This window comes from Neomoorella stamsii (genome assembly GCF_002995805.1).
Lineage (GTDB): Bacteria > Bacillota > DSM-521 > Neomoorellales > Neomoorellaceae > Neomoorella > Neomoorella stamsii.
Window position 1 is genome coordinate 26,900 of sequence record NZ_PVXL01000026.1, and the last position, 22,843, is coordinate 49,742.

At 53.7% G+C, this 22,843-nt stretch carries 25 protein-coding genes; 24 read left to right on the forward strand and 1 reads right to left on the reverse strand.

Going from position 1 to position 22,843, the window contains the following annotated elements; all coding sequences use genetic code 11:
• The first annotated feature begins 215 nt into the window (after positions 1-215).
• Both MOST_RS04365 and MOST_RS04370 read left to right on the forward strand, forming a co-directional pair.
• On the forward strand, positions 216-899 hold the full coding sequence (locus MOST_RS04365) for a Crp/Fnr family transcriptional regulator (RefSeq protein WP_054936462.1): 684 nt from the start codon (positions 216-218) through the stop codon (positions 897-899).
• 111 nt (positions 900-1,010) lie between these two features.
• Positions 1,011-1,337, forward strand: coding sequence for a pyridoxamine 5'-phosphate oxidase family protein (locus MOST_RS04370; RefSeq protein WP_054936463.1), 327 nt, complete (start codon positions 1,011-1,013; stop codon positions 1,335-1,337).
• A 484-nt stretch (positions 1,338-1,821) separates the two neighbouring features.
• On the opposite strand, the gene MOST_RS04375 is transcribed toward MOST_RS04370, so the two are convergent.
• Complete coding sequence (locus tag MOST_RS04375) at positions 1,822-2,376, reverse strand: DUF1638 domain-containing protein (RefSeq protein WP_083476572.1); 555 nt, start codon at positions 2,374-2,376, stop codon at positions 1,822-1,824.
• Between the two features lie 187 nt (positions 2,377-2,563).
• Between MOST_RS04375 and MOST_RS04380 the strand changes: the two genes are divergently transcribed.
• The 22 genes from MOST_RS04380 to selD all read left to right on the forward strand — a co-directional run bounded on the left by MOST_RS04380 (position 2,564) and on the right by selD (position 22,838).
• A complete protein-coding gene (locus MOST_RS04380; protein ID WP_054936465.1) occupies positions 2,564-3,442 on the forward strand; it encodes a class I SAM-dependent methyltransferase in 879 nt (292 codons plus the stop codon).
• Positions 3,443-3,549: 107 nt separating this feature from the next.
• A complete protein-coding gene (alaS, locus tag MOST_RS04385) occupies positions 3,550-6,195 on the forward strand; it encodes an alanine--tRNA ligase (RefSeq protein WP_054936466.1) in 2,646 nt (881 codons plus the stop codon).
• Positions 6,196-6,230: 35 nt separating this feature from the next.
• On the forward strand, positions 6,231-6,482 hold the full coding sequence (locus MOST_RS04390) for an IreB family regulatory phosphoprotein (RefSeq protein WP_054936467.1): 252 nt from the start codon (positions 6,231-6,233) through the stop codon (positions 6,480-6,482).
• 17 nt (positions 6,483-6,499) lie between these two features.
• The gene (locus MOST_RS04395; RefSeq protein ID WP_054936468.1) at positions 6,500-6,796 is read left to right on the forward strand and encodes a hypothetical protein; all 297 of its coding nucleotides are present in this window, start codon (positions 6,500-6,502) and stop codon (positions 6,794-6,796) included.
• 20 nt (positions 6,797-6,816) lie between these two features.
• Positions 6,817-7,764 carry an aldo/keto reductase gene (locus tag MOST_RS04400; protein WP_054936469.1) on the forward strand — a complete coding sequence of 316 codons (948 nt, stop codon included), beginning with the start codon at positions 6,817-6,819 and terminating at the stop codon, positions 7,762-7,764.
• A gap of 1 nt (position 7,765) precedes the next feature.
• Entirely contained in the window at positions 7,766-8,188 is a 423-nt protein-coding gene (ruvX, locus tag MOST_RS04405) for a Holliday junction resolvase RuvX (RefSeq protein ID WP_106007039.1), read from the forward strand.
• Positions 8,189-8,218: 30 nt separating this feature from the next.
• Positions 8,219-8,500: a DUF1292 domain-containing protein gene (locus tag MOST_RS04410; RefSeq protein WP_054936470.1), complete on the forward strand. Its 282-nt coding sequence runs from the start codon at positions 8,219-8,221 to the stop codon at positions 8,498-8,500.
• Between the two features lie 112 nt (positions 8,501-8,612).
• On the forward strand, positions 8,613-9,947 hold the full coding sequence (locus tag MOST_RS04415) for a VanW family protein (RefSeq protein WP_054936471.1): 1,335 nt from the start codon (positions 8,613-8,615) through the stop codon (positions 9,945-9,947).
• Between the two features lie 41 nt (positions 9,948-9,988).
• Positions 9,989-11,044, forward strand: coding sequence for an endolytic transglycosylase MltG (gene mltG / locus MOST_RS04420; protein ID WP_054936472.1), 1,056 nt, complete (start codon positions 9,989-9,991; stop codon positions 11,042-11,044).
• 74 nt (positions 11,045-11,118) lie between these two features.
• On the forward strand, positions 11,119-11,769 hold the full coding sequence (locus MOST_RS04425; RefSeq protein ID WP_054936473.1) for a redox-sensing transcriptional repressor Rex: 651 nt from the start codon (positions 11,119-11,121) through the stop codon (positions 11,767-11,769).
• Between the two features lie 419 nt (positions 11,770-12,188).
• On the forward strand, positions 12,189-13,652 hold the full coding sequence (locus tag MOST_RS04430; protein WP_054936474.1) for a YeiH family protein: 1,464 nt from the start codon (positions 12,189-12,191) through the stop codon (positions 13,650-13,652).
• A 17-nt stretch (positions 13,653-13,669) separates the two neighbouring features.
• Complete coding sequence (locus tag MOST_RS17480) at positions 13,670-13,807, forward strand: hypothetical protein (protein WP_170067047.1); 138 nt, start codon at positions 13,670-13,672, stop codon at positions 13,805-13,807.
• A gap of 218 nt (positions 13,808-14,025) precedes the next feature.
• Complete coding sequence (locus tag MOST_RS04435; RefSeq protein ID WP_054936475.1) at positions 14,026-14,688, forward strand: respiratory nitrate reductase subunit gamma; 663 nt, start codon at positions 14,026-14,028, stop codon at positions 14,686-14,688.
• Positions 14,688-16,064: a (Fe-S)-binding protein gene (locus tag MOST_RS04440; RefSeq protein ID WP_054936476.1), complete on the forward strand. Its 1,377-nt coding sequence runs from the start codon at positions 14,688-14,690 to the stop codon at positions 16,062-16,064. Before MOST_RS04435 ends, MOST_RS04440 begins: the two co-directional genes overlap by 1 nt.
• Positions 16,065-16,183: 119 nt before the next feature.
• Entirely contained in the window at positions 16,184-16,501 is a 318-nt protein-coding gene (locus tag MOST_RS04445; protein WP_054936477.1) for a TusE/DsrC/DsvC family sulfur relay protein, read from the forward strand.
• 70 nt (positions 16,502-16,571) lie between these two features.
• Positions 16,572-16,826 (forward strand): TusE/DsrC/DsvC family sulfur relay protein, encoded by a 255-nt coding sequence (locus MOST_RS04450; protein ID WP_054936478.1) that lies wholly within the window; start codon positions 16,572-16,574, stop codon positions 16,824-16,826.
• A 3-nt stretch (positions 16,827-16,829) separates the two neighbouring features.
• Positions 16,830-17,954: a ferredoxin-like domain-containing protein gene (locus MOST_RS04455; RefSeq protein WP_054936479.1), complete on the forward strand. Its 1,125-nt coding sequence runs from the start codon at positions 16,830-16,832 to the stop codon at positions 17,952-17,954.
• A gap of 14 nt (positions 17,955-17,968) precedes the next feature.
• Complete coding sequence (locus tag MOST_RS04460) at positions 17,969-19,042, forward strand: ferredoxin-like domain-containing protein (protein WP_054936480.1); 1,074 nt, start codon at positions 17,969-17,971, stop codon at positions 19,040-19,042.
• A gap of 18 nt (positions 19,043-19,060) precedes the next feature.
• Complete coding sequence (locus MOST_RS04465) at positions 19,061-20,437, forward strand: cobyrinic acid a,c-diamide synthase CobB (protein ID WP_083476574.1); 1,377 nt, start codon at positions 19,061-19,063, stop codon at positions 20,435-20,437.
• A gap of 23 nt (positions 20,438-20,460) precedes the next feature.
• On the forward strand, positions 20,461-21,363 hold the full coding sequence (locus MOST_RS04470) for a helix-turn-helix domain-containing protein (RefSeq protein ID WP_054936482.1): 903 nt from the start codon (positions 20,461-20,463) through the stop codon (positions 21,361-21,363).
• Positions 21,363-21,599, forward strand: coding sequence for a sulfurtransferase TusA family protein (locus tag MOST_RS04475; RefSeq protein WP_054936483.1), 237 nt, complete (start codon positions 21,363-21,365; stop codon positions 21,597-21,599). The genes MOST_RS04470 and MOST_RS04475 overlap by 1 nt, the downstream gene beginning before the upstream one ends.
• Positions 21,600-21,788: 189 nt before the next feature.
• Positions 21,789-22,838 carry a selenide, water dikinase SelD gene (gene selD, locus MOST_RS04480; protein WP_208974832.1) on the forward strand — a complete coding sequence of 350 codons (1,050 nt, stop codon included), beginning with the start codon at positions 21,789-21,791 and terminating at the stop codon, positions 22,836-22,838.
• Positions 22,839-22,843 lie beyond the last annotated feature (5 nt).

The window sequence follows — 22,843 nt, forward strand, 5'->3', positions numbered from 1 at the left end:
TAACCCTGCTTATTTTAACCCGCCACTTATAGACCGTCCCGCCAGACGGCAACCTGCTTTTGCCCTTGGGGCCTAAGGCAAAAGCAGGGATTATTTTACACCCGTCATGCTCCTGGCGAGTCTATTAGTATGTATGTTAGAATAATTCTACTGGTATGTTGGAGTGGCAACTACTTTTCCTCGGAAGATTAAGATTAAAAAGGGAGAGGTAAGTAGTGAAACGTTGTATTCTTTGTTTACAGGAGCTACCGCTATTTCAGGGATTGGACAGGACCGAATTTACCAGCGTGTGTTTGAGCGCCACGAAAAAACGGCTGGCTAAGAACACTTTTTTATTTCACCAGGGAGACAATGCCGGTACCTTATTTCTGGTGAAAACAGGCAAGCTAAAGCTGGTCCGGGTTACCGACGGGGGGAAAGAGATAATCCTGGATATTATTGGCCCCGGCGAAGTACTGGGCGAAACAGCATTGTTCCAGGAGCAGGAGTACCTCTTTAGCGCTATAACCTTGGAAGAAACGGGATTATGCTGTTTCAACAGGCATCAATTTGAAGCCCTGATTCAGAAAAACTCGGGTCTGGCCGTAAAAATTATCAGTTATTTGGGTCAAAAGCTTTATAAAACCCTGGAGCACGTCGCCGAAACCTCAGGTACCTCTACCAAAGAAAAACTGTTACGTTTATTAATACGCCTGGCGGCCGAATACGGCCGGAAGGTTCCCAACGGAACGCTCATCGAACTGGAAATAACCCAGCAGGAGTTGGCCGACATGGTGGGCGCTTCTCGGGTGATGACAGTTCAGGTACTGCAACAATTAACAGAAGCAGGCATTATCGATCGCCAGGGTAAACACTATGTAATAAAAAGCGATCCCTGTATTGACAGGTTCTTTGCTTAGCAGTTATCCATGAATATGCAATCGCCCGGTGGCTATGTTAAAAAATTGACAGATCTTTTTATACAGGGGTGGTAGGATAATTGACAAATCACCAAAAGGAGGTTTTTTAAAATGAGTTGCAGCAGTTGCGCAACGGGAATATTGACGCCGGAAATTAAAGAGGTGATTTCCCAGTCGGCTTTTATCCCTATCACTACTCTGTCAGCCAACGGTCAACCCCATCTCATAGTCGTAGGCAAAGTTAAGGAGGTGCGGGGAGACGACACCCTGGTTTTCGGGGTTTATAAAATGGAAAAAACCCGCCAGAATCTGGCTGCAACCGGGGTCATGCAGGTGGCCGTTGTTGCCGGTAAAAAAGGGTACCGTTTAAGCGGTAAAGCCCGGTCCGAGGGTAATGAGGTACTCCTGACCGTGGAAAGCGTTGACGTCTTACTATGATCGCAGGCGCAGGTAACGTATCCGGTAAGTTAGTAGTGATCTGAATAAGCAAGGACAGGAGAGCAGCTGAGAAAATGATGTTTATGTATACGCTTAATTCTAGAGTCAGGGAGTGGTGGCAGGAGGTCAATTTAAATTGTCTGGGGCCCTTCCACCAGACTTCTATCTAAATAAATTGCTTCTAGCGTGTAAACGATGCTGATTTATAGGATTACCTGAAAAGGCATCAGGAAGCAGAAGCCTGCATTGATAGGTACGGTAATTCGGCGTCCCTTGCAAGCCCAGGCATAGAGTAAAGTACATGGGAGAACCATTCACCAATTATTTGAAGGGTGATTATTAAGTTATTACAATTTAAACTGTAAGTTAAGCTCATTCAAAATTAAATGTACCAAGGAAAAGGGATAGACCTGCGATATTCTGTCGACAGGTCTATCCCTCTTTTTATTACCTGAAATAGGTAAAGTGCCTGAACTTGAAAAGATTATTGATACTGTATCAGCTTCTGAATTAAATTGGTGATATGATTTAAACCCACCGGGCGAATTTCAATTGGTACGCCCGTGTAATCAAAAAACTCAAGTAATTTTTCCTCGTCGACTGAACTTATACCGTTATCCAGGAATAAAATTCTTTCGTACCTGCCAAAATTGAGATGTGCTTCGGTTTTATCCCATCCCAGGTTTTCCTCGAAAATTTCTTTCCAGTGCTGCAACCAACCCGGGGTCAGGTAAAAAGTCCTGGCTTCCTGGCTGAACTGTTCTCTTCGTTCCTGTCCAAGTAAAATGCCGATACAGTCGGGTTCCTCTGGCTGGCGGAAATTGTATTTCCGCTGCCAGGTTTTCATCTCAGGGTGACATTGGCTGCCATAAATTAAAACAAGATTTTTGCCGCAGCAATCTTCCAAAGCGGGCACAAGCTTCTGCTCTAACTTCCTGTTGTCGACATGGAGTCCGGGAGTTAAACAGGAAAGTTCGGCTTTTAAATATAGGTCGTTTAAAACCTTCTTGAGTTCTCCGGCCAGAACGCTGCAACAGATAAATTTAAGGTCTGCCGTTGTTGCGCCTCCTCAAGCTTTAATTTTTTTAGGATAGCTTGATTATATAGCAGCAAAACATCGGAGTATGTAAAATAATTTACCCGATCTCAATTGGACTGAAATGAAATATACTTTTCTCTAGCAAAATGCTGCTAAAAGGGTAAAATAGAGGCTGAGGTGATGTTTTATGGAAAGTATGGAATTACCCTTGTTTGAACGGGCCGATTTCTGGGAAGAGGCCTGGCAGGAGGAGCGCCGGCAGTCCCTCTACGGCCGGCGCCGGCCGGATCGCGATGGTACCGGCTACTGGAACCGGCGCGCCAGTCATTTTGCCCACCAGACCGGTGGGGAAGAGGGGAAGCAGAGGGTGGCCCAGGTCCTCCACTGGCTGGGCCACCACGGCGGTTTGGACCGGGACCTGGAGATCCTGGATATCGGCTGCGGTACGGGTAACTATGCCCTGCCCCTGGCCCGCCGGGCGCGGCGGGTGGTGGCCCTGGACCCGGCAGAGGAGATGCTGACCATTTTAAAGGAGCGGGCCGGAGAAGAGGGCATAACCAATATTGAGCCGGTCCAGATGACCTGGGAGGAGGTGGACCTAGATAAACAGGGTTGGCGGGGAAGCTTTGACCTGGTCCTGGCCCTCATGAGCCCGGGGATTAAGGATGCGGCCACTTTAAGAAAAATGATTGCCGCTTCCCGGGGGGCCTGTTTCCTGGCTGGTCACGTGCGCCAGGAAATCAGTGGCCGTAAGGAGTTGTGGCAGCAGCTCATTGGCGGGGAAATGCCGGGGATAGCGGCGGATGTCCTCTATATTTTCCATCTCCTCTATGCCTGGGGATATAATCCTTCCCTAGAGCTGGAGCAACGGGTAAGCACCAGGGAACTGGAGCCTGACCAGGCCATTGAGGAAATGGAGATTTTCCTTTATCCCCACCTGGAACTGACGCCAGCAGTACGCCGGGCCATTGTCGATTATGTCCAGGGGCACCTGGTGAACGGCCGCTACCTTTCCCGCCGGGAAATGACGGCCGGGTACCTTTTCTGGAGCGTGAACCTTCATTGACAACCTTCGCCGCTTCAGGTATAATGTAGAAAAATTTAGCCGGGAGAACCTCGTTCACCGCCCCGGGGCGGGGGCGAGGTTTAGTTTTGACGAGGAGTTGACGTTTTTTGACGGGGAATGAGCTCCGGGAGAGATTCTTAAACTTTTTTGCCGGCAAGGGTCATACCATCGTCCCCAGTTCCTCCCTGGTACCGGCCAACGACCCGACCCTGCTCTTTACCAATGCCGGCATGGTGCAGTTTAAAGATGTCTTCCTGGGCCTGGACCGGCGCCCTTTCAAACGGGCGACGACGGCCCAGAAGTGTGTTCGCGCCGGGGGCAAACATAACGATCTGGATACCGTCGGGCGTACCGCCCGTCACCATACCTTTTTTGAAATGCTGGGCAATTTCTCTTTCGGCGATTACTTCAAGGGCGAGGCTATTGCCTATGCGTGGGAGTTTTTAACCAGGGTCCTGGAATTGCCGCCAGAACGCCTCTGGATTACCGTCTACCAGGATGACGATGAGGCCTACCGACTGTGGCAGGAAGTAGCTGGCGTGCCGGCGGAACGGATTATACGCATGGGAGAAAAAGACAACTTCTGGGCCATGGGCGATACCGGACCCTGCGGTCCCTGCAGCGAGATTATCTACGACCGCGGGCCAGAGCATGCCTGCCGCTCCAACCCCTGCGCCCTGGGGGCCTGCGACTGTGACCGCTGGCTGGAGATCTGGAACCTTGTTTTTATGCAGTATGAACGGGATGCCGACGGTAATTTAACGCCTTTACCCCGGCCCAGTATTGACACCGGCATGGGGCTGGAACGGGTGGCCTCGGTTTTACAAGGTGTGGACAGCAATTTTGACACTGACCTCTTGCAGCCGTTAATTAAAGCCATGGAAGAAATCAGCGGCCAGGGCTACGACCGGGGGGAAGCCGGTTTCCCCTTCCGGGTCATTGCCGATCATGTCCGGGCCTGTACCTTCCTCATTGCCGACGGTGTTTTACCGGGGAATGAGGGCCGCAGCTATGTCCTGCGCCGAATTTTACGCCGGGCGGCCCGATTTGGCAAGGCCCTGGGGGTGGAGGAGCCCTTCCTGTACCGCCTGGTGGCTACGGTGGTCAATATTATGGGGCAGGCCTACCCGGAAGTAGCAGAGCAGCAGGAGTATATCGCGCGGGTAATACGCCAGGAAGAAGAGCGTTTCCATGAAACTTTAAATGATGGCATGCGGGTCTTAAGCGGCATCATGGAGCGCGCCGGGCGGGAAGGCCGGCAAACCATCACCGGCCAGGAAGCCTTTACTTTATATGACACCTATGGTTTCCCCCTTGATTTGACGGAAGAAATTGCTGGCGAGCAGGGCTTAAAGGTCGACAGGGCCGGCTTTGAAGATGCCATGGCAGCCCAGCGGGAACGGGCACGGGCGGCCCGGGAAGATGTTAAGGCCTATGAATTTGCCCTGGCCTTTGCCGGCAATCTGGGGGACATCGGCGGCACGGAGTTCACTGGCTACGGGCGGCTGGAAGACACAGGTAAAGTCCTAGCTCTGGTCCGGGAAGGCGAGCGAGTTCCTTCCCTGGCCGGGGGGGAAACCGGCTATGCCGTCTTGGAACGGACACCATGCTACCCGGAGGGTGGCGGCCAGGTGGGGGACCAGGGTAGTTTGGCCTGGCCCGGCGGTGCGGCCAGGGTGCAGGATACCCGGCGCCTGCCCGACGGGAAGATTGTCCACCAGGTGACTGTAACGGCAGGTAATTTGACTGCCGGGCAGGAAGTAAAAATTATGGTTGACAGGGAGCGCCGCCTGGCCGCGGCCAGGAATCACACGGCGACCCACCTGTTGCACCGGGCTTTAAAGAACGTCCTGGGTGAACATGCCAGCCAGGCCGGTTCCCTGGTAACGCCGGAAAGGCTGCGCTTTGACTTTACCCACTTTGCTCCCCTAACGGAAGAAGAACTCAGGGCTATTGAAAAAGAGGTCAACCAAAAAGTTTTAGCTAACTTACCGGTAACGACCCTGGAGACTTCCCTCCAGGAAGCCAGGGCCATGGGGGCCACGGCCCTTTTTGGCGAGAAATATGGCGAACGGGTGCGGGTAGTAAAGATTGATGCCTATAGCCTGGAACTTTGCGGCGGTACCCACCTGCGTTCCACCAGTGAGGTTGGTCTTTTCCGGCTGACGGGCGAGAGTAGCATTGGTGCCGGCGTGCGCCGGGTAGAAGCGGTAACGGGAGCGGCCGCCCTGGACCTGGTTAGCCAGGAATACCAGGAACTGGCCACCGTCGCCGGTTTGCTCAAAGTACCGCCCTTCCAGGTAGCCGGGCGGGTGCAGCAACTCCTGGATAAAGGCAAGGAAATGGAGCGGGAAATCACCCGGTTACGTAACCAGCTGGCTGGTTATACAGTAAGAGAGTTGCTGGGCCATGTACGGGAAGTAGACGGGGTACCGGTATTGCAGGCCCGGGTTGATATAGCCGATGCTGAAGCCTTACGGGAGCTAGCCGATAAAGTACGGGATAAGCTGGGTTCAGGCGTGGTGGTACTGGGTTCCCAGCATGACGGTCGCGTTAATTTTGTCGCCATGGTGAGCAAAGACCTGGTAAAGCGGGGCGTCCATGCCGGGAACTTATTGCGCGAAGTGGCCCGGATTGCTGCCGGCGGCGGTGGCGGTCGGGCGGATATGGCCCAGGCCGGCGGCAAGGATCCCAGCAAGCTGGACCAGGCGCTGGCCTACAGCCTTAAGGTAGTGGCCCAACAGGTTCGTTAAGAGAGAACCGGGAAACCGCAAGGAGTGTGAAGGTAATGTCCGGGGACATGCAGGAAACAATGATGTTTAAAGTGGATAAAGAGGAGAAGGTTAAGGTCCGGGATGTGCTGGTAGAAGTGCAGGCAGCTTTAAAGGAAAAGGGGTACGATCCCATAAACCAGTTAATCGGCTACCTCCTCTCAGGGGACCCGGCTTACATTACCAGCCATAAGGGGGCCCGCAATTTGATTCGTCGGGTGGAGCGCGACGAAATTATCGCTGAGTTACTGAAGAGTTATTTAACTTAAATGGGAGGCTGATACCCATGGCCCTGTCTGATGTGGAGTTGACGGTCAACCTCTATACAGAAGGCGATAAGTTTTTTGACCTCCTGAAGGCCGCAGTACGTGACTGGCAGGGGGGCTGGGGGCATGAACGAGAACGGGCGGCCTATGCCCTGGAGCTTTACCAGCGCAGCCTCCAAACCATGCGCGCCCACCTGGAGGAAGCCCGGGTGAAGGCCGAAGGAGGTTTCTTTACTGACCAGGATCAACGGATTTTGAACCGTACCGAAGAAAAGCTGGCTTACTGGGAGAAGAAGCTAGCCGAAATCAAGAAATAGATAATCAGGAAGTTAGCGCCATGTTCTATACCACCCTGGGAGCCAGCGGGATCAGGGTATCCCGCCTGTGCTTTGGCTCCTTGACCATAGGCCCGCTCCAGGCGGGCCTGAGTATTGCTACCGGGGCCAGCCTCATTCGCCGCGCCCTGGAACTGGGCGTCAACTTTATCGACACAGCTCAGTGTTACGCCAATTATCCTTATATCAAGGCCGCCCTGCAGGGCTGGCAGGAACCGGTGGTCGTGGCCACCAAGTCCTACGACTACACGGCAGCAGGTATGGCCCGGAGCTTAGAAGAGGCCCGGCGGGAGTTGGACCGGGATGTTATTGATATCTTTTTACTCCACGAGCAGGAAACGGCTCTGACCCTGGCCGGCCACCGGCTGGCCCTGGAGTACCTCCTGGAAGCCAAAGAACGCGGTCTGGTGCGGGCCGTGGGTATCTCTTCCCATGCTGTAGCAGCGGTACGGGCGGCAGCCATGATGCCGGAGATCGACATTATCCATCCCCTGTACAACCAGGCGGGGCTGGGGATACTGGACGGCAGCAGGGAGGAGATGCTGGCTGCCATTACCCTGGCCCATACTAACGGCAAGGGGATCTATGCCATGAAGGCCCTGGGTGGCGGCCACCTGGTATCTAGCGCGCGGCAGGCCCTGGAGTTTGTCCTGGCCACCCCGGTCATTGATGCCGTAGCCGTGGGCATGCAGTCCCTGGCCGAGGTAGAGGTAAATGTCGCCTGGTTTAGCGGCCGGGAACCGGCGGCGGAATTGCTGGCGGAGGTCCAGGGGCGGAAGCGCCGGCTCCTGGTGGAAGACTGGTGCCGGGGTTGCGGGTCCTGCGTCAAGCGCTGTCCCCAGGGAGCCCTGGAACTGGCAGGCGGGCGGGCGGTAGTTGATCCGGATAAGTGCATCCTCTGCGGTTATTGCGCCGGCGCCTGCCGCGATTTTTGCCTTAAGGTGATTTGAATTGCGCATTATGGGACTGGATGTCGGCAGTAAAACCATTGGCGTGGCCGTTAGCGACCCTCTAGGCTGGACGGCCCAGGGCGTGACCACCATTCGCCGGAAAAGTAAGGCTGCCGATGTGGACGCCCTGAAGCAATTAGTTGCCAGGTACGGCGTTGAAGAGGTGGTGGTCGGGCTCCCCCGCAATATGAACGGTACCTTCGGGCCCCGTGCTGAAGAAGCCCGCGCCTTTGCCGCCAGGCTAGAGGCGGAACTGGGGCTGCCGGTGCACCTTTATGACGAGCGCCTCACTACCGTAGCGGCTGATAAAATCCTCCTGGAGGCCGATCTTTCCCGCCGCCGCCGGCGGGCCGTTGTCGACCAGGTAGCGGCAAGTATAATTTTGCAGGGGTACCTTGACCGGCGGGGGCAAAATGGGGTATGATAGGCCTATCCTGGAAAAAGGAGTGAGGACATGGCCGACCAGGAAAACACCATCGTCCTGACAGATGATGAAGGGCAGGAGCATGAGTTTGTTGTCGTGGATATCCTCAATGTCGAAGATGACGAGTATGCCATCCTGTTACCAGTGGCAAACGGCGATACCGGCGCAGGTGAAGCCATTGTTTTAAAGATCGGCCTGGATGACGATGGCAACGAGGTCCTCTATGAGATTGAGGATGAAGACGAATGGCAAAGGGTGGCCCAGGCCTGGGAAGACGCCCTCGGTGAAGAAGAGGAAGAAGAGGAAGAGTGAAGACGAAAAAGCCCGCCAGGTAAACTGGCGGGCTTTGCCTTAAATTTACTTTGTATCTCCAGTTCGGAGGGGGCATATTATGTTTTAAAAGAGTTGTGCGGGAAGTGGGCCCATGGTCAGGTGGAAACTGGCAGTATTTTTAATTTTTATGCTGGGAGTGGCCGGCCTGGCCGTAATGGGAATTTATTTTTCCGGCCGCATTTTCCCGGGAGTAACCATTGCCGGCTGGCCGGTCGGAGGGCTGCCGCCGGCTGCTGCCAGGTTAAAGATAATGGAACTGGCTACGAAAATCCTGGACCGGGAAATCAAATTGCGCCTGGGTGACAGATTAATGACAACCACTCCCCGGGCCCTGGGTATGAAAATTGATATTGAGGCTACCCTGTCCCGGGCCTGGGCCCTGGGCCGGGCCGGGAATTTGCAGCAACGCCTGTCTGTTTTCGCATCTCAAAGGCGCCGGCTAGATCTGGTCTATCAGTGGGAACAAGACCGCCTCCAGGCAGAATTAAAACACCTGGGCGATGATATCTTGAAAGAGCCAGTGGATGCTCGCCTGGAAATAGATAATAACGGTAAACCGTACTTAATCCCCGCGCAGGCCGGCTGGCAGGTGGATACTGAGACCTTGCTGGCCCGCCTGGCAGATTCATCCCAGGGGCAGGTAATCGACATCCCCTTGAACCGCCTTGAACCCCGTTTGACTTCCGCCGCCCTGGCAGCCCGGAAAATTGAAAAACCAGCCGGGAGCTTTACCACCTTTTTTAATCCGGCTGATACCGACCGTACCCACAACATCCGGCTGGCGACCCGCACCCTGGATGGCACCTGGTTATCGCCGGGGGGCGAGTTCTCCTTTAACCAGGTGGTAGGGCCGCGGACCATAGAGCGTGGCTACCGGGAAGCAATGGTTATCGAAGATCGTAACTTTGTACCCGGTATTGGCGGCGGTGTTTGCCAGGTGTCATCAACCCTCTATAATGCCGCCCTGGCTGCCGGATTAACTATTCTCGAGCGCCAGCCCCATGGCCTGGCCATAGATTATGTACCGCCGGGCCGGGATGCTACCGTAGCCTATGGCCTGATTGATCTTAAAATCCGCAATGATACTCCCTTCTGGTACTGGTTAAAGGCCTGGGTGGATAGTGATAAGCTGGCAATGACCTTTTATGCCGCCGGGGAAGCCCCCGCCGCTGAGGTGGTGAGCCAGGTAATTGAAAAGATCCCCCCGCCGGAAGAAGTGGAAGTGGTACCCCACTGGCCTCCCGAAAAAGAGGAAGTTAAACAGGAGGGAAAACCTGGTTTCCGGACCAGAGTCATCAGGATTATCCACCGGCAGGGGAAAGAAGGACGGCAAGAGGTTGTCTCCCAGGATTTATACCCACCTCTACCCCGGGTCGTCCGCCGGGGGCAACCTGCGGAAAAGGTTGTACCTTTCCCCGCACCCTGATATAATGAAAAAAAATAATCTGGGAGAGAAAACATGGGATTATGGGGGAAGAGCTGGAAACAAGCTATAATCTAGCTTCCGGGCGGCCCTGGCACCGCCGGTTAATATTGTTCCTGGCAATAATTATTCTGACCCTGGGCGGGAGCGGGTATTTTTTCCTGACCCTGCTGGCCCCGGCGAAGCCCGGTGCCCCGGCCGTAGAGGTAAACATTGCGCCGGGATCAAGTTCGGCCGTCATCGCCAGTAATCTTACCAGCCAGGGGATAATCAAGAGCCCCCTGGCCTTCCGACTGGTGACCATGGTTACAGGCCTGGACAGGCAACTAAAGCCTGGCCGCTATTTAATCTCCCCCAGCCTTTCCCTGCCGGAGATCATCCGCCTGCTAGCTGCGGGCAAGGTCCAGGAGATTGAATTTACCATTCCCGAAGGCTATACTGTGCGCCAAATAGCCGCCCTGCTCCAGCAGAAGGGCGTGATCCAGGAGGAGGATTTCCTGCAGGCGGCAGCCCGGGATTACCCCTTTGATTTTTTGCAGGGCCTGCCTTCCGGTCCGGAACACGTCCAGGGTTTTTTGTTTCCCGACACTTACCGGGTGGCCAGGGGGACGCCGGCGGAGGAGATTATCCTGATGATGCTCAAGCGCTTCGACCAGGTTTACCAGGAAATCAGCCGGGAGAAAGAGCCGGGCCTAGAGTTAAATACCCGCCAAATCGTTACCCTGGCTTCCATAGTCGAACGGGAAGCAAAGATTGATGCAGAGCGGCCCCTGATTGCCGGCGTCTTTGTCAACCGCCTGAAAAAGGGCATGCGCCTGGAATCCTGCGCCACGGTGGAATATTTATTGCCCGCGCCCAAGCCCGTTTTATCCTACCAGGACCTGCAGATTGATTCCCCATATAATACTTACCGGGTCAACGGCCTGCCACCTGGTCCCATTGCCAGTCCGGGCCGGGCCTCGCTCCTCGCGGCCTTAAAGCCGGCTGCAACTGACTACCTCTATTTTGTCGCTAAACCCGACGGTTCCCATTATTTTAGCCGTACCCTGGCCGAACACAACCGGGCGCTGGCCCGCTACCAGGCCGGGAATGGTAATTAAATTTAACGAATGATTTTTCCTTTAGTTTTTGTTATAATTAAAACCAGAATAACTAAAAGCGAGGGAGAGCATTAATGCCATTTCGGATTAAAATACCCCGTTCAACTATTGACCGCTTACCTCTTTATTACCGTTGCCTCAATTTAATAGAAGAACACGGGATAGAAGAAATTTCCTCTCAGGTCCTCGGGGTCAGGGTAGGGGTCGACCCTTCGGTAATCCGGAAAGACCTGGCCTGGTTCGGTGAGCTGGGTAAACGCGGTGTGGGTTATAATGTAACTTACCTTAAAGAGGCCATTGGCCGTATCCTGGGCCTGGACAAGGAGTGGCCCTTTATCCTGGTGGGGGCCGGTAAACTGGGTATGGCCCTGGCTGAGCACAACCGGAAATATGGCCGGCATTTTCACCTGGTGGGCGTCTTTGACCGGGACCCGGAAAAATTCGGACTCATGGTTGGGGGGCAACAAGTAAGCCCCATGGAGGAAATGCCCGCTTTTGTGAAAGAGAAAGATATTAAAATCGCCATGCTGGCCGTGCCGGCGGAAGAAGCGCAGAAGGTGGCCCATGAACTGGTTAAATGCGGCATTAAAGGTATCTTGAGCTACGCACCCATTACCTTAAGCGTGCCGGAAGATGTCCTGGTCTATAACGCCGATTACAACCTCGACCTCCAGCGCCTGGCCTATTACCTCAGTAACGACGGTAATATCTCCTGGGGGGAATAGCAGCGGCCGTTCGCTATTGTTGAGGCACCCGGATTTCGTGGGTGCCGTTTTTTATTTTTACCTAAAAATTTCTTCCTGGCAGCAGGAAAATGCTTAATGATGACGAAATATATTTAGTGGTAGCTAACATTATGGGAATGTTAGCACAAGGATAATTAACATAATAAAACTGTTGTGAGTGTTAGGTTAAGCATATTACCCAGGAGCACATAAATATATTTTATTAACGTGATAACGTTATTCTTTTCTCTCTTTAAATGATGCTCTGCTAACATGGGAAGAGGGGGTGAAAGCGAGGACAAAGTGAACGTGAGAATGAGCGCCAGAAAGGGAGGTGATACAGTTAAGGAGCTAAGGGAAAGCAAGGGGAGGATTATTGCTAACAAATTAAAGTAAACAATTTTTTAGGGGGGAACAAAATGGCCCAGGAAGCCAAAGGAGCCCGCTCTCCACTGCTTAAGAGTGAAGACTGGTGGGCATTATGGATCGGATTATTTATCTTTTTCCTCGGTTTTCTGAAGATAACCGGTGCCGACCTTATCGGCTGGGTAGTAAAAACCAATATGTGGCTGGATCTTTCCAAGGCCCTCTCGCCGGTGTCGGATGTCTACAAGGGCCTTCCCGGTATTGTTTCGCTAATTCTTACGTATATTTTCCTGACGGTGATCCTGAGTATTGGCGTAGCTTCCATGGGTGGCAATGTCCGCCGTTTCATCAGCGGGTTTACCATTATCTTCTTCATTACGTATATCTGCTGGATGATCGGTAACTATGCTTATATTGCGGCTACACCGGACCAGCTGGCGAAATTAAAGCTTCCCTGGTCATTACGTATGACTGGTGAATCGGGCTTTATTATTGCTTTGATCGTAGGTTTAATTATTGGTAATTTTTTCCCGGGACTTACCCGTTATCTTCAAGAAGCAACAAAACCCGAGTGGTTTGTGAAGACAGCTATAGTTATCCTCGGTGGCCAGATTGGCCTTAATGCCCTCCATTCTACCGGTTTAACTGCCCAGGTAGTTTTCCGGGGACTCTGCGCCATTATCGAAGCCTATTTGATCTACTGGCCCCTGGTCTACTTTATTGCCCGCAAGTACTTTAAATTCACCCCCGAATGGGCCGCACCCCTGGCCTCGGGTATTTCCATCTGCGGTGTTTCCGCGGCCATTGCCACCGGTGGCGCCATCAAGGCCCGCCCGGTAATCCCCATTATTGTTTCATCCCTGGTCGTTATCTTTGCCGTCGTTGAACTGATTATTCTGCCCTTTGCCGCCCAAGCCTGGCTCTACAAGGAGCCCATGGTGGCCGGTGCCTGGATGGGACTGGCCGTCAAGACCGACGGCGCCGCGGCTGCGAGTGGTGCTATGGTCGATGCCCTGATCAGGAGCAAAGCCATCAGTGCCCTGGGTGTAAAGTGGCAGGAAGGCTGGATGCTCATGGCAACCACGACCGTCAAGGTTTTCATTGACATCTTTATTGCCATCTGGGCCTTTATCCTGGCCATTATCTGGTCCTGGAAGATCGACCGGCGGGAAGGTGAAAAAGCAAACGCCGGGGAAATCTGGCTGCGGTTCCCGAAATTCGTTCTCGGTTACGCCGCCCTGTTTATTCTCGTCCTCCTCATTGGTACCAGTGTAGGCAAAGATACGTTGAAGCTGTTAAACGCGGGTATCGGGCAGGCAGGTGCCTTCCGCGGCATCTTCTTTGCCCTGACCTTCTTCACCATCGGCTTAATGTCCAATTTTAAAAAGCTCTGGGAAGAAGGTATGGGCAAATTGACCGTGGTCTATGTGGTCTGCCTGTTCGGCTTCATTATCTGGATCGGCCTGATTATTTCCTGGCTCTTCTTCCACGGTATAACTCCACCGACGGTAGCCTGAAAAGGAGGTAACTAAAAATGGCCGAACAAGAACGCCTGCCGCAAGAGGAAGAATGGTTTGATTTAATGCCTGCCGAAAAAAAGCTAATCAGCATTAGCCTGGGACTGGGGATTGTCCTGTTGGTGGTGCTCCTGCTGGTAACTCATACAATTTAGTTAAAGAGCTTATTCTCCTCTATAAGCTCAAGGTTCCGGATTGCCGGGGCCTTGAGCTCTTTTTATAAATACCAAAAAAAATTTTGCCGGCAGCAGGAAAACTGCCCTCGATAGCGAAATAAAAAGAATGATAACTAACGGGATTTTATAAATATCATAGTCGCACTTGCGTGAACGTAAACATGCAGGGTAAGACAAGCTTTTGAGGAGGGCAGTTTATGAATTTCTGGCAATCATTCATCGGTGGCATTTTGCCGTATGTATCTATCGCCATCCTGGTTTTGGGGCTGGGTTATAAAGTAGCATACTGGTATAATGCGCCGGCAAACCTGCACTGGGAACTTTTTCCCTACCCGCGTACCCTGGGAGGCCAGCTGGGCGAACTCGTGACAGAGGTTTTCACTCTCCGCAGCCTTTTTCACCATAACCGTAAATTATGGTTTCCGTCCCTGGTTATGCATTGGGGTATTTACTTAGTCGTCTTCTGGCTGTTTTTCTTGCTGTTGGGGGCACCCTTCGCCATTTATCTGGGTGTAGCCGGCGGTGTTTTAGCCCTGACAGGTTCCTGCCTGTTGCTTTTGTTCCGCTTATTTGCTGCCGAACTACGCCAGATTTCGGCGCCGGTGGAATATTTGAACCTGCTCTTTATCTTTCTGGTGGCCCTTGCTGCCCTCGCCAGTGGGGCTCTAAGTGATTTTGCTTTCAGGAGTTATTTTATCAGTTTGTTAACCTTGAAACCCCACTTACCACTGCCGGGAAGCTACCTGATCTTTCTGTTGTTGTTGTGGCTTTTTATGATCTACATCCCTTTTACCCGTATGGCACACTTTGCCGTCAAGTATTTTACCTATCATAAGGTTAAGTGGGGTGAAATGGAATAATGCGTAAAGTTTTTGACGACTACCGGGTACTTTCCGATGAAACTCTAAAACCAGACGAGCCACGGGTAGAGAAATTCCTGCTGGCCATGAAGAAATCCCTCCAGCAAAGGGATAACTGGACCTTTTGGTTACCCTATACTTTATCCCTGGATACCTGCATGAAGTGTGGTACCTGCGCTGAGGTCTGCCCGGTTTACCTGGCCAGTGGGAAGAAAGATATCTACCATCCAGTTTACCGTTCCGATATGTTGCGTAAAGTCTACAAGCGCTACTTCACCTTGCCCGGGAGAATCTTTCCGGGCCTGGTAGGGGCGGAGGACCTGACGGAAGAGAAACTCAACGCCATGGCAGAGAACATTTACCGCTGCACCATCTGCCGGCGCTGCGCCTACGTCTGCCCGGTAGCCATCGATAACGGCGTCATTGCCCGGGAGGCCAGGAAGATTTTCGATGCTATTGATATTGCCCCTGACGAACTCAAGAAAAACGGTACCCAGAAACAAGCAAAATTCGGTAACGCTACCGGCACGCCAGCCAACGCCTTTTTTGATATGATTGAATTTCTCGAGGAAGAGATTGAGGATACAAAGGGTTATAAAGTTAAAATACCGGTTGATAAAGAGGGCGCCGAATACCTGCTCATGCATAATGCCGGTGACTACCTGGCCTTTGCCGAGACGGTCATGGGTGCGGCTGAGGTCATGGATGCCGCGGGCGTTGACTGGACCTTAAATTCCCCAGCGACCGGCATCAACGATGCCGTTAATTACGGCGTATTCTATAGCGATGTCGAATTTACTACCATTATTAAGGCCCATGTTGAAACAGCCAGGAAACTGGGGATTAAGACCCTGGTGGTGGGCGAGTGCGGCCATGCCTTTGAAGCGCTAAAGTATTTAATGTTAAGGCTCATTCCCCCCGAGGAGAGACCCTTTGAGGTGAAGAGCATCCTGGAGCTGGAAGATGAATGGATCCGGGAAGGACGGATTAAGGTTGACCCGGAAAAGAACCCGGAACCCGTTACCTACCACGATTCCTGTAAACTGGGCCGCCTGGGCGGTATGTATGAAGAGCCCCGTCGCATCCTCAAGGCATGCTGCCTTGATTTTCGTGAACTGACGCCCAACCGGGAAATGAGTATCTGCTGCGGCGGCGGTAGCGGTTTTGCTATCATGGAAAAGGGCGATTTCCGTAAATTCCGTATGGAGACCTACGGCAAGCTCAAAGCCGAGCAGCTGAAAGCCTCCGGGGCCAGTATCATCGCCCTGGCCTGTTCCAACTGCAAGGGCCAGTTTCGCGAGATCATCAATTACTATCAACTGCCGGTACGCTTCGCCGGCGTTAGCGAATTGGTAGCCAACGCCCTGGTGCGTTAAAAGCTGCTGCCACGTATTAGAAAGTAAGAACAAGGAATGTTTAACAATCATGGTGTTATTAGCCTGTAGCCTAAATACAAAGGTACAGGTATAATAAAATCTAGCAGGAGGTGTTGGCCATGCCAGCAATTAATGTTGGTGGCATCGAAATTGAAGTTGATGAGGACGGTTTCATCGCCGACCCCAGCAAGTGGAATGAGGCCGTAGCCAAAGCCCTGGCCGAAACCGAAGGGGTAACCGAACTGACCGAGGATCACTGGAAGGTAGTTAACTACCTGCGCCAGTATTACCAGCAGTTCGGTATTGCCCCCATGATCCGCAAACTCTGCAAGGAGACAGGCTATAGCCTGAAGCAGATCTACGATCTCTTTCCCAGCGGCCCGGCCAAAGGGGCCTGCAAGATCGCCGGTTTGCCCAAGCCAACCGGTTGCGTGTAAAGTAAAATATAAAAGGAGGCCAGCGCGCCAGTGCTGGCCTTTAAATCAATTCGGGGGAGGATGGCAGAAGGTGCTGCCACCAGATGATAAAAAAAGAGAAATTACTGCCCGGGCCAGGCAGAGGGGCATTATCTTAAACGAAGACCACTGGAAATTAATAGCCATTAGCTATGAGTACTATGACCAGCACCGGACCATCTGTACCTTGCGTAACCTGATTAAACTGAGCGGCCTGGAAAAAAAGCAGATTTATAAACTTTTCCCGGGTAATCCCATTGGCGAAATCAGCCAGATTACTGGCCTGCCCATGCCAAAGGAGTGTTAAGTTTTGCCCGGAGACAGCAAGGAGTTCCCCCTTTGCCACGAGCTTATGAAAGGACGTTCCCCCAGCCATGTCCGGGAATTAAGCAATAGTCGTTATCCCCTGGCCATGTATGAACAGGGCCTGGCCACAGGGGAAACTGCTTACGGCCATGGGGGGTATATTAGTATACCGGAATTACCTTCCGGCGTAGCGGTACGCAACAGCTGCCGGCCAGAGATAATTGAGGAATCGGCCTACTTGCGCATCCTGCCCCCGGCAGGGGGGTGGCTATCGGCAGTAACCCTGGAAAAATTGGCTTCTTGTGCCGAAACCTATGGTAAAGGCCTCATCCACCTCACCAGTGGTGGTACCATTGAAATCTATACTACAAGGGAGCAAATGGTCCCCATGGTCAGGGAATTAAACGCCGCGGGCCTGGATATCGGTTCTACCGGCAATGACCTGCGCTGCTTAACAGCCTGCTGCGGCCCGGCCAGGTGTGATATGGCCCTGATCGATGCCCCGGCCCTGGCTACCTACCTGGGACAGCGCTTTATTGATGAACAGCAATATCCCGGTTACCCTCAGAAGGTGAAAAGTGGGGTTGCCGGTTGCCCCAATGATTGCATCAGGGCCATGATGCAAAAGGACCACTCCTTTATTGGCGTTTACCGTGATTTGCCGCAAATAAATAATGAAGTCCTGGCTGCCTGGCAGGAGGCCGGCGGTGACCTGGCCGGGCTGATTGCGGCCTGCCCGGCCGGAGCTTTAACCTGGACAGGTACCACCCTGGCCATAGCGTCGAACAAATGCTGGCACTGTATGGCCTGCATCAACCTCTGCCCGGCCATCCGTCCCGGACGGGAGCGGGGCGTGGCCTGGGTGGCAGGGGGTAAGTATGGCCACCGCGGCCCCCAGGGTCCTATGGTGGGTTATGTCCTGGTGCCCTTTATCCCCGTCAAGGATGATGATTATACGGCCATCGGCGATCTCTTTGGTGCCTTTCTGGAACTCTGGGCCGATAATGCCAGGAAGAAAGAACGGGTGGGGGACTTTATCGCCCGGGTGGGTCCCCTCTGGGTGCTCAAGGAACTGGGCCTGAAGGTCGAGCCCCAGATCCTTTTAAGTCCCAAAAGAAATGGATTTTAAAGGAGGTGGCCGGGGTGAGCGCACCTGACCTGCCGGCCGGCATTATGCCCGACTACCGCCGGGAAATACCTGCTGAGTTGCTGGCCCGCCAGGGCAGCTGGGTATGGCATGAAATGGTACAACCTGGCGTCCTTCGCCACCTGGCAGCGGATGGCAGCGAACTTTTAACGGTACGCATCCTGTTGCCCCCCAACGGGCTCTTGAGCGCCAGCACCTTACGGGATCTCGCTCGCTGGATCCGGGAGTATGCTTTAACCGGCCGCCGGACGAGCCGCCAGGGTTTCGAATTTGTCGGTGTCAGGCCCGAAAAACTGGAAAAATTTCTAGCCGAATTGCAAGCCGCCGGTTTCCCGGCCGGTGGTACAGGCAAGTCCCTGCACCAGATAAAATGCTGCACCTCCTTTATCCACTGCCAGAATGCCGCTGTTGATGCACCCAGTATTGCCCAGGCGATAACTGATTACTTTTACCGGGACTTTTTACAACAAGAACTGCCGGCTCCTTTAAAGATTTCTATCGGTGGTTGTCCCAACCAGTGCGGCGGCGGTGTGGAAGCCGATATTGGTATTTTGGGTCTATATGAATCCGTACCAGAGGTGGACGAGGCCCGCTTCCTGGCCGCCAATATCGACATTGGCCTCCTGGTATCCTGGTGTCCCACGGGAGCCATCCGGCCCCGGCAAACTGAGAAGGGAACTATGGTAACCATTGATGTCGATCGTTGCGTGCGTTGCACTTCCTGCGTCCAGGTGGCCCCTGAAGGTATTAGCCTGAAGAAAAAGAGCTACGTGGCCATTGCCGTAGGCGGTCATGGCGGCAATAGCTGCAAGGGGCCCGAAATGGCGGCCATCGTCTTTCCCCGGGTACCGGCCCGGCCCCTGGACTATAGCGCCATCATTGACCGCATTGAGGTCATTATCAACTACTGGAGCAGGGCAGGAAAACCGGGTGAAAGGCTGGCCGGGTTTATCGAACGTACTGGCTGGAGCGTTTTTTTAGAAACCATCGGTGCCGGCCCGGTGGAGGAACTGGTGGATAAACGGCCGCCCCAAACAAACATTCGCCACGACCTGCATTTTCGCTATTAGGGGGAGGTGGAGGGAAGCGTGCGCCTGGTAATTGCCGCGCCCCACGGGCGCTCTGGTAAAACAACCATTACCCTGGGCTTAATTGTTGCCTTGCGGCAAAGGGGCCTGGTAATCCAGCCCTTTAAGAAAGGGCCGGATTTCATCGACCCCAGCTGGTTGACCCTGGCCGCTGGCCGTCCCTGCCGCAACCTGGATTTATATTTTCTCCCACCGGAAAAATTGGAGCAACATTTCAGCGTTAGCTGCCGGGGTGCTGACCTGGGGCTAATAGAAGGGGCCATGGGGCTCTTTGACGGCCTGGACCTGGAAGGGAGCAACAGCACGGCGGCCATTGCCTATACCCTTAAATGCCCGGTGGTTTTAGTTATTGATGCCGTCCGCATGACCAGGAGCGCGGCAGCCATGGTCCAGGGCTTTCAAAATTTTGATCCCCGGGTAAGGATAGCCGGCGTCATTTTAAACCAGGTGGCCCGTCCCCGGCATGAAGATATGTTGCGGCGCTCCATTGAACACTATACCGGTTTACCAGTCCTGGGAGCCCTGCCTAAAAAGAGGGATTTTGTTATTCCCGACCGTCACCTGGGCCTGATCCCGGCTGCAGAAAACGAAAGCATCCATGCCGCCATGGTAGCCACCGGGGCAGCTATAGCAGCGAACGTTGACTTGGACGCCATGCTGGCCATTGCCAGCCAGGTTCCGGCTCTGCCTCCCGGGCCGGATTGGCAGCAACCGCCTTTACCAGAGGTACGCCTGGGTATCTTTCAAGATCGCGCTTTTACCTTTTATTACCCGGAAAACCTGGAGGCCCTGAAGCAGGCCGGCGCACAAGTGATTACCATAGATAGCCTGCAGGATGAAAAGCTACCGGCCATCGACGGCCTTTATATAGGGGGCGGGTTTCCCGAAGTTTTTGCCGGACAGCTGGAGGCCAATGTATCTCTCCGCCAGGCAGTCAAAGGGGCTGTAGCTGAAGGCATGCCCGTTTATGCCGAGTGCGGTGGGCTGATGTACCTGGCCAGGCGCCTTAATTATCAGGGACGCTGGTATGAGATGAGCGGCGCTTTGCCCTTAGATGTCACCATGTCCTCCCGGCCCCAGGGCCATGGCTATACAACCATGCTAGTAGAAGGGGAGAGCCCCTTTTTAGCCCGGGGCAGCATCATTAAAGGCCATGAGTTTCATCATTCCCGGGTAATTAATTTGGACCGCCAGGCCGTGCGTTTTCTTTACCGGGTCCAGCGGGGCTTTGGTATCGACGGCCGGGTGGACGGCATCCTTTATAACAGGGTCCTGGCCGGGTACAATCATCTCTATGCTCCCACCCATCCCGAATGGGCCGCGAACCTGGTGGGCCTGGCAGCCGGTAAAAGAAAAATAAAAACGGCAATATTGTAAGGTAAATAAGGAGGAGCTTTGCTATGGGGATAGGAGAAAGGTTAAAGAAGTTACGGGAAGAGCGGGGCATATCCCTGGATGAACTGGCCGACCGCCTGGATATTGCCCCGGACTGTATGGCCGAGGTAGAAAAGGGTATCAGGCGCCTTTCGACAGCTACCCTGGCGGAGGTGGCCGGTATTTTAAATGTAGATATTAGTTACTTTACAGAGGAAAATGGTAACAAGGACCAAAATACTGTGGGAGCCAGGCTGCGGCGCTTGCGGGAACAAAAGGGGATAACCTTGAGCGAATTGAGCCGCCGTTCCGGCGTCTCCCTGGCCCATATCAGCGAGATCGAGCGCTCACGGTCGACGGCCTCGTTAAAAACTCTCGAGAAACTGGCTGCCGTCCTGGAGGTGTCCCCCAGTTCCCTCCTGCGTTCCAGCCAGGAGGATACCCTGGGCAATAAATTAAAACGCTTGCGGGAAAAGATGGGCCTTACTCAGAAGGAGCTGGCCCAGCAGGTAGGTATTTCCCACAGCCTTATCGGCCAGATCGAAACGGACCGCATCCAGCCCTCCCTGGCAACATTAAGCAGCCTGGCCGAAGCCCTGGGGGTATCAACCTGCTACTTCCTCATGGAGGAAGAGGAGGAAGATTTATACCTGGATTATCGCCTGGCGGCCGACATCCGGGAGGCCCTGCGACGCCCGGTTCTTCAGCAAATTGTTCGCGCCCTGGCCGATTGGGGGGAAATGGAGATTAGGAGGTTGCTGGATTTCTTGCATTCATTGAATGAAAACCGGCGCCCTTTAAGTGCAGGTGCCGAAGACCAGTATCAAGAAATACGGAGTTTTGTGAGCCATGCTAAAGAGGAAGAGCGCAACCTGGTACTGAACTTAATCAGGTTACTGCAAGGTAATTCACGGGAGGAAGAAGTTTAGTGACAGGTAAAGTACTTGATTGCCGGGGTATGAACTGTACCGGGCCGTTAATGGCCACGGCAAAACAAATACAAAAACTTAAACCCGGAGACTTGCTGGAAGTATGGGTTGATGACCTGGCCTCGGAATTTGATTTACCGGCCTGGTGCCAGCAGGCCGGACATACCCTTGTCAGTAAAGAGATAAGGGACGATTATTACTCCTACCTGATCCGGAAGAAAGGTTCCAGCGTATAGGTGTATACTTTGCTTTCCCTGTATCCTTGAATACTATCACGATACTACCCGCTCAGAAGGCGCCCTTAAGGGCCTTTTTATTATGCCTTTTTGTCATACATGGCATGGCTAAAAGCTGGTAAAATAAGAGGAGAAAGGGGGGCAGAAATAATGGCACAATTTGATAACGCTTGCGGGTTTAGCCCTAAGATAGAAAATCCAAAGTTAACCTGGCTTTCCTGCAGTTCCGGGTGAGCGGCCAAGATGGGTCCGGGGACCCTAAATCAAGTACTGCAGTACCTGCCGGTGATGCAGGATCCCAACCTCCTGGTGGGTATGAATAGCGTCGACGACGCCGGGGTTTATCGCTTAACGGACGACCTGGCCCTTATCCAGACCATTGACTTTTTTACGCCCATTGTCGACGACCCTTACCTCTACGGCCAGATTGCCGCGGCCAATGCCCTGAGTGACGTCTATGCCATGGGCGGTAAACCCTTGACAGCCATGAATATCGTGGCCTTCCCCAGCAAGAAGGTAGATGTTGCCGTCCTGGGGGAGATCCTGCGGGGGGGGGCCGACAAGGTGCTGGAGGCCGGGGCCGTCCTGGTAGGCGGCCATAGCATAGACGATGAGGAACCCAAGTATGGCCTGGCGGTAACTGGCATTGTCCACCCGGACAGGATAGTTACCAACTGTGGTGCCCGGCCGGGGGACAAACTCATCCTGACCAAGCCCCTTGGTACGGGGATTATTACTACCGCCATTAAAGCAGAAATGGCCACGCCGGAGCTAGAGCAAGAGGTAAGCCGCTGGATGGCCACCTTGAACCGGGAGGCGGCGGCCGCTATGGTAGCTGTTGGGGTCCACGCCTGTACCGATATCACCGGTTTTGGCCTTTTGGGACATGGCCTGGAAATGGCCCGGGGCAGCAGCGTTAACCTGGTGATCTATGCCCGTGCTGTCCCAGTCCTGCCCCGGGCTCTGGAATTTGCGGCTCTGGGCTTGATCCCCGGCGGTGCTTATAATAACCGCCGTTATGTTGCCAAGGATGTCAGTATGGATGCTGGCGTACCGGAGGCACTCCAGGACGTCCTCTACGATCCCCAGACCTCCGGCGGCTTGTTGATTGCTGTAGCCGGGGAGAAGGCAGGGGAACTGATGGCAGCTCTGAAGGAGCGCGGCGTGACGGCGGCCAGGATTATCGGGGAGGTGGAAGCCGGCCCGGGACAGATAACAGTCTTGACTGCAGCAGGTTAATACCA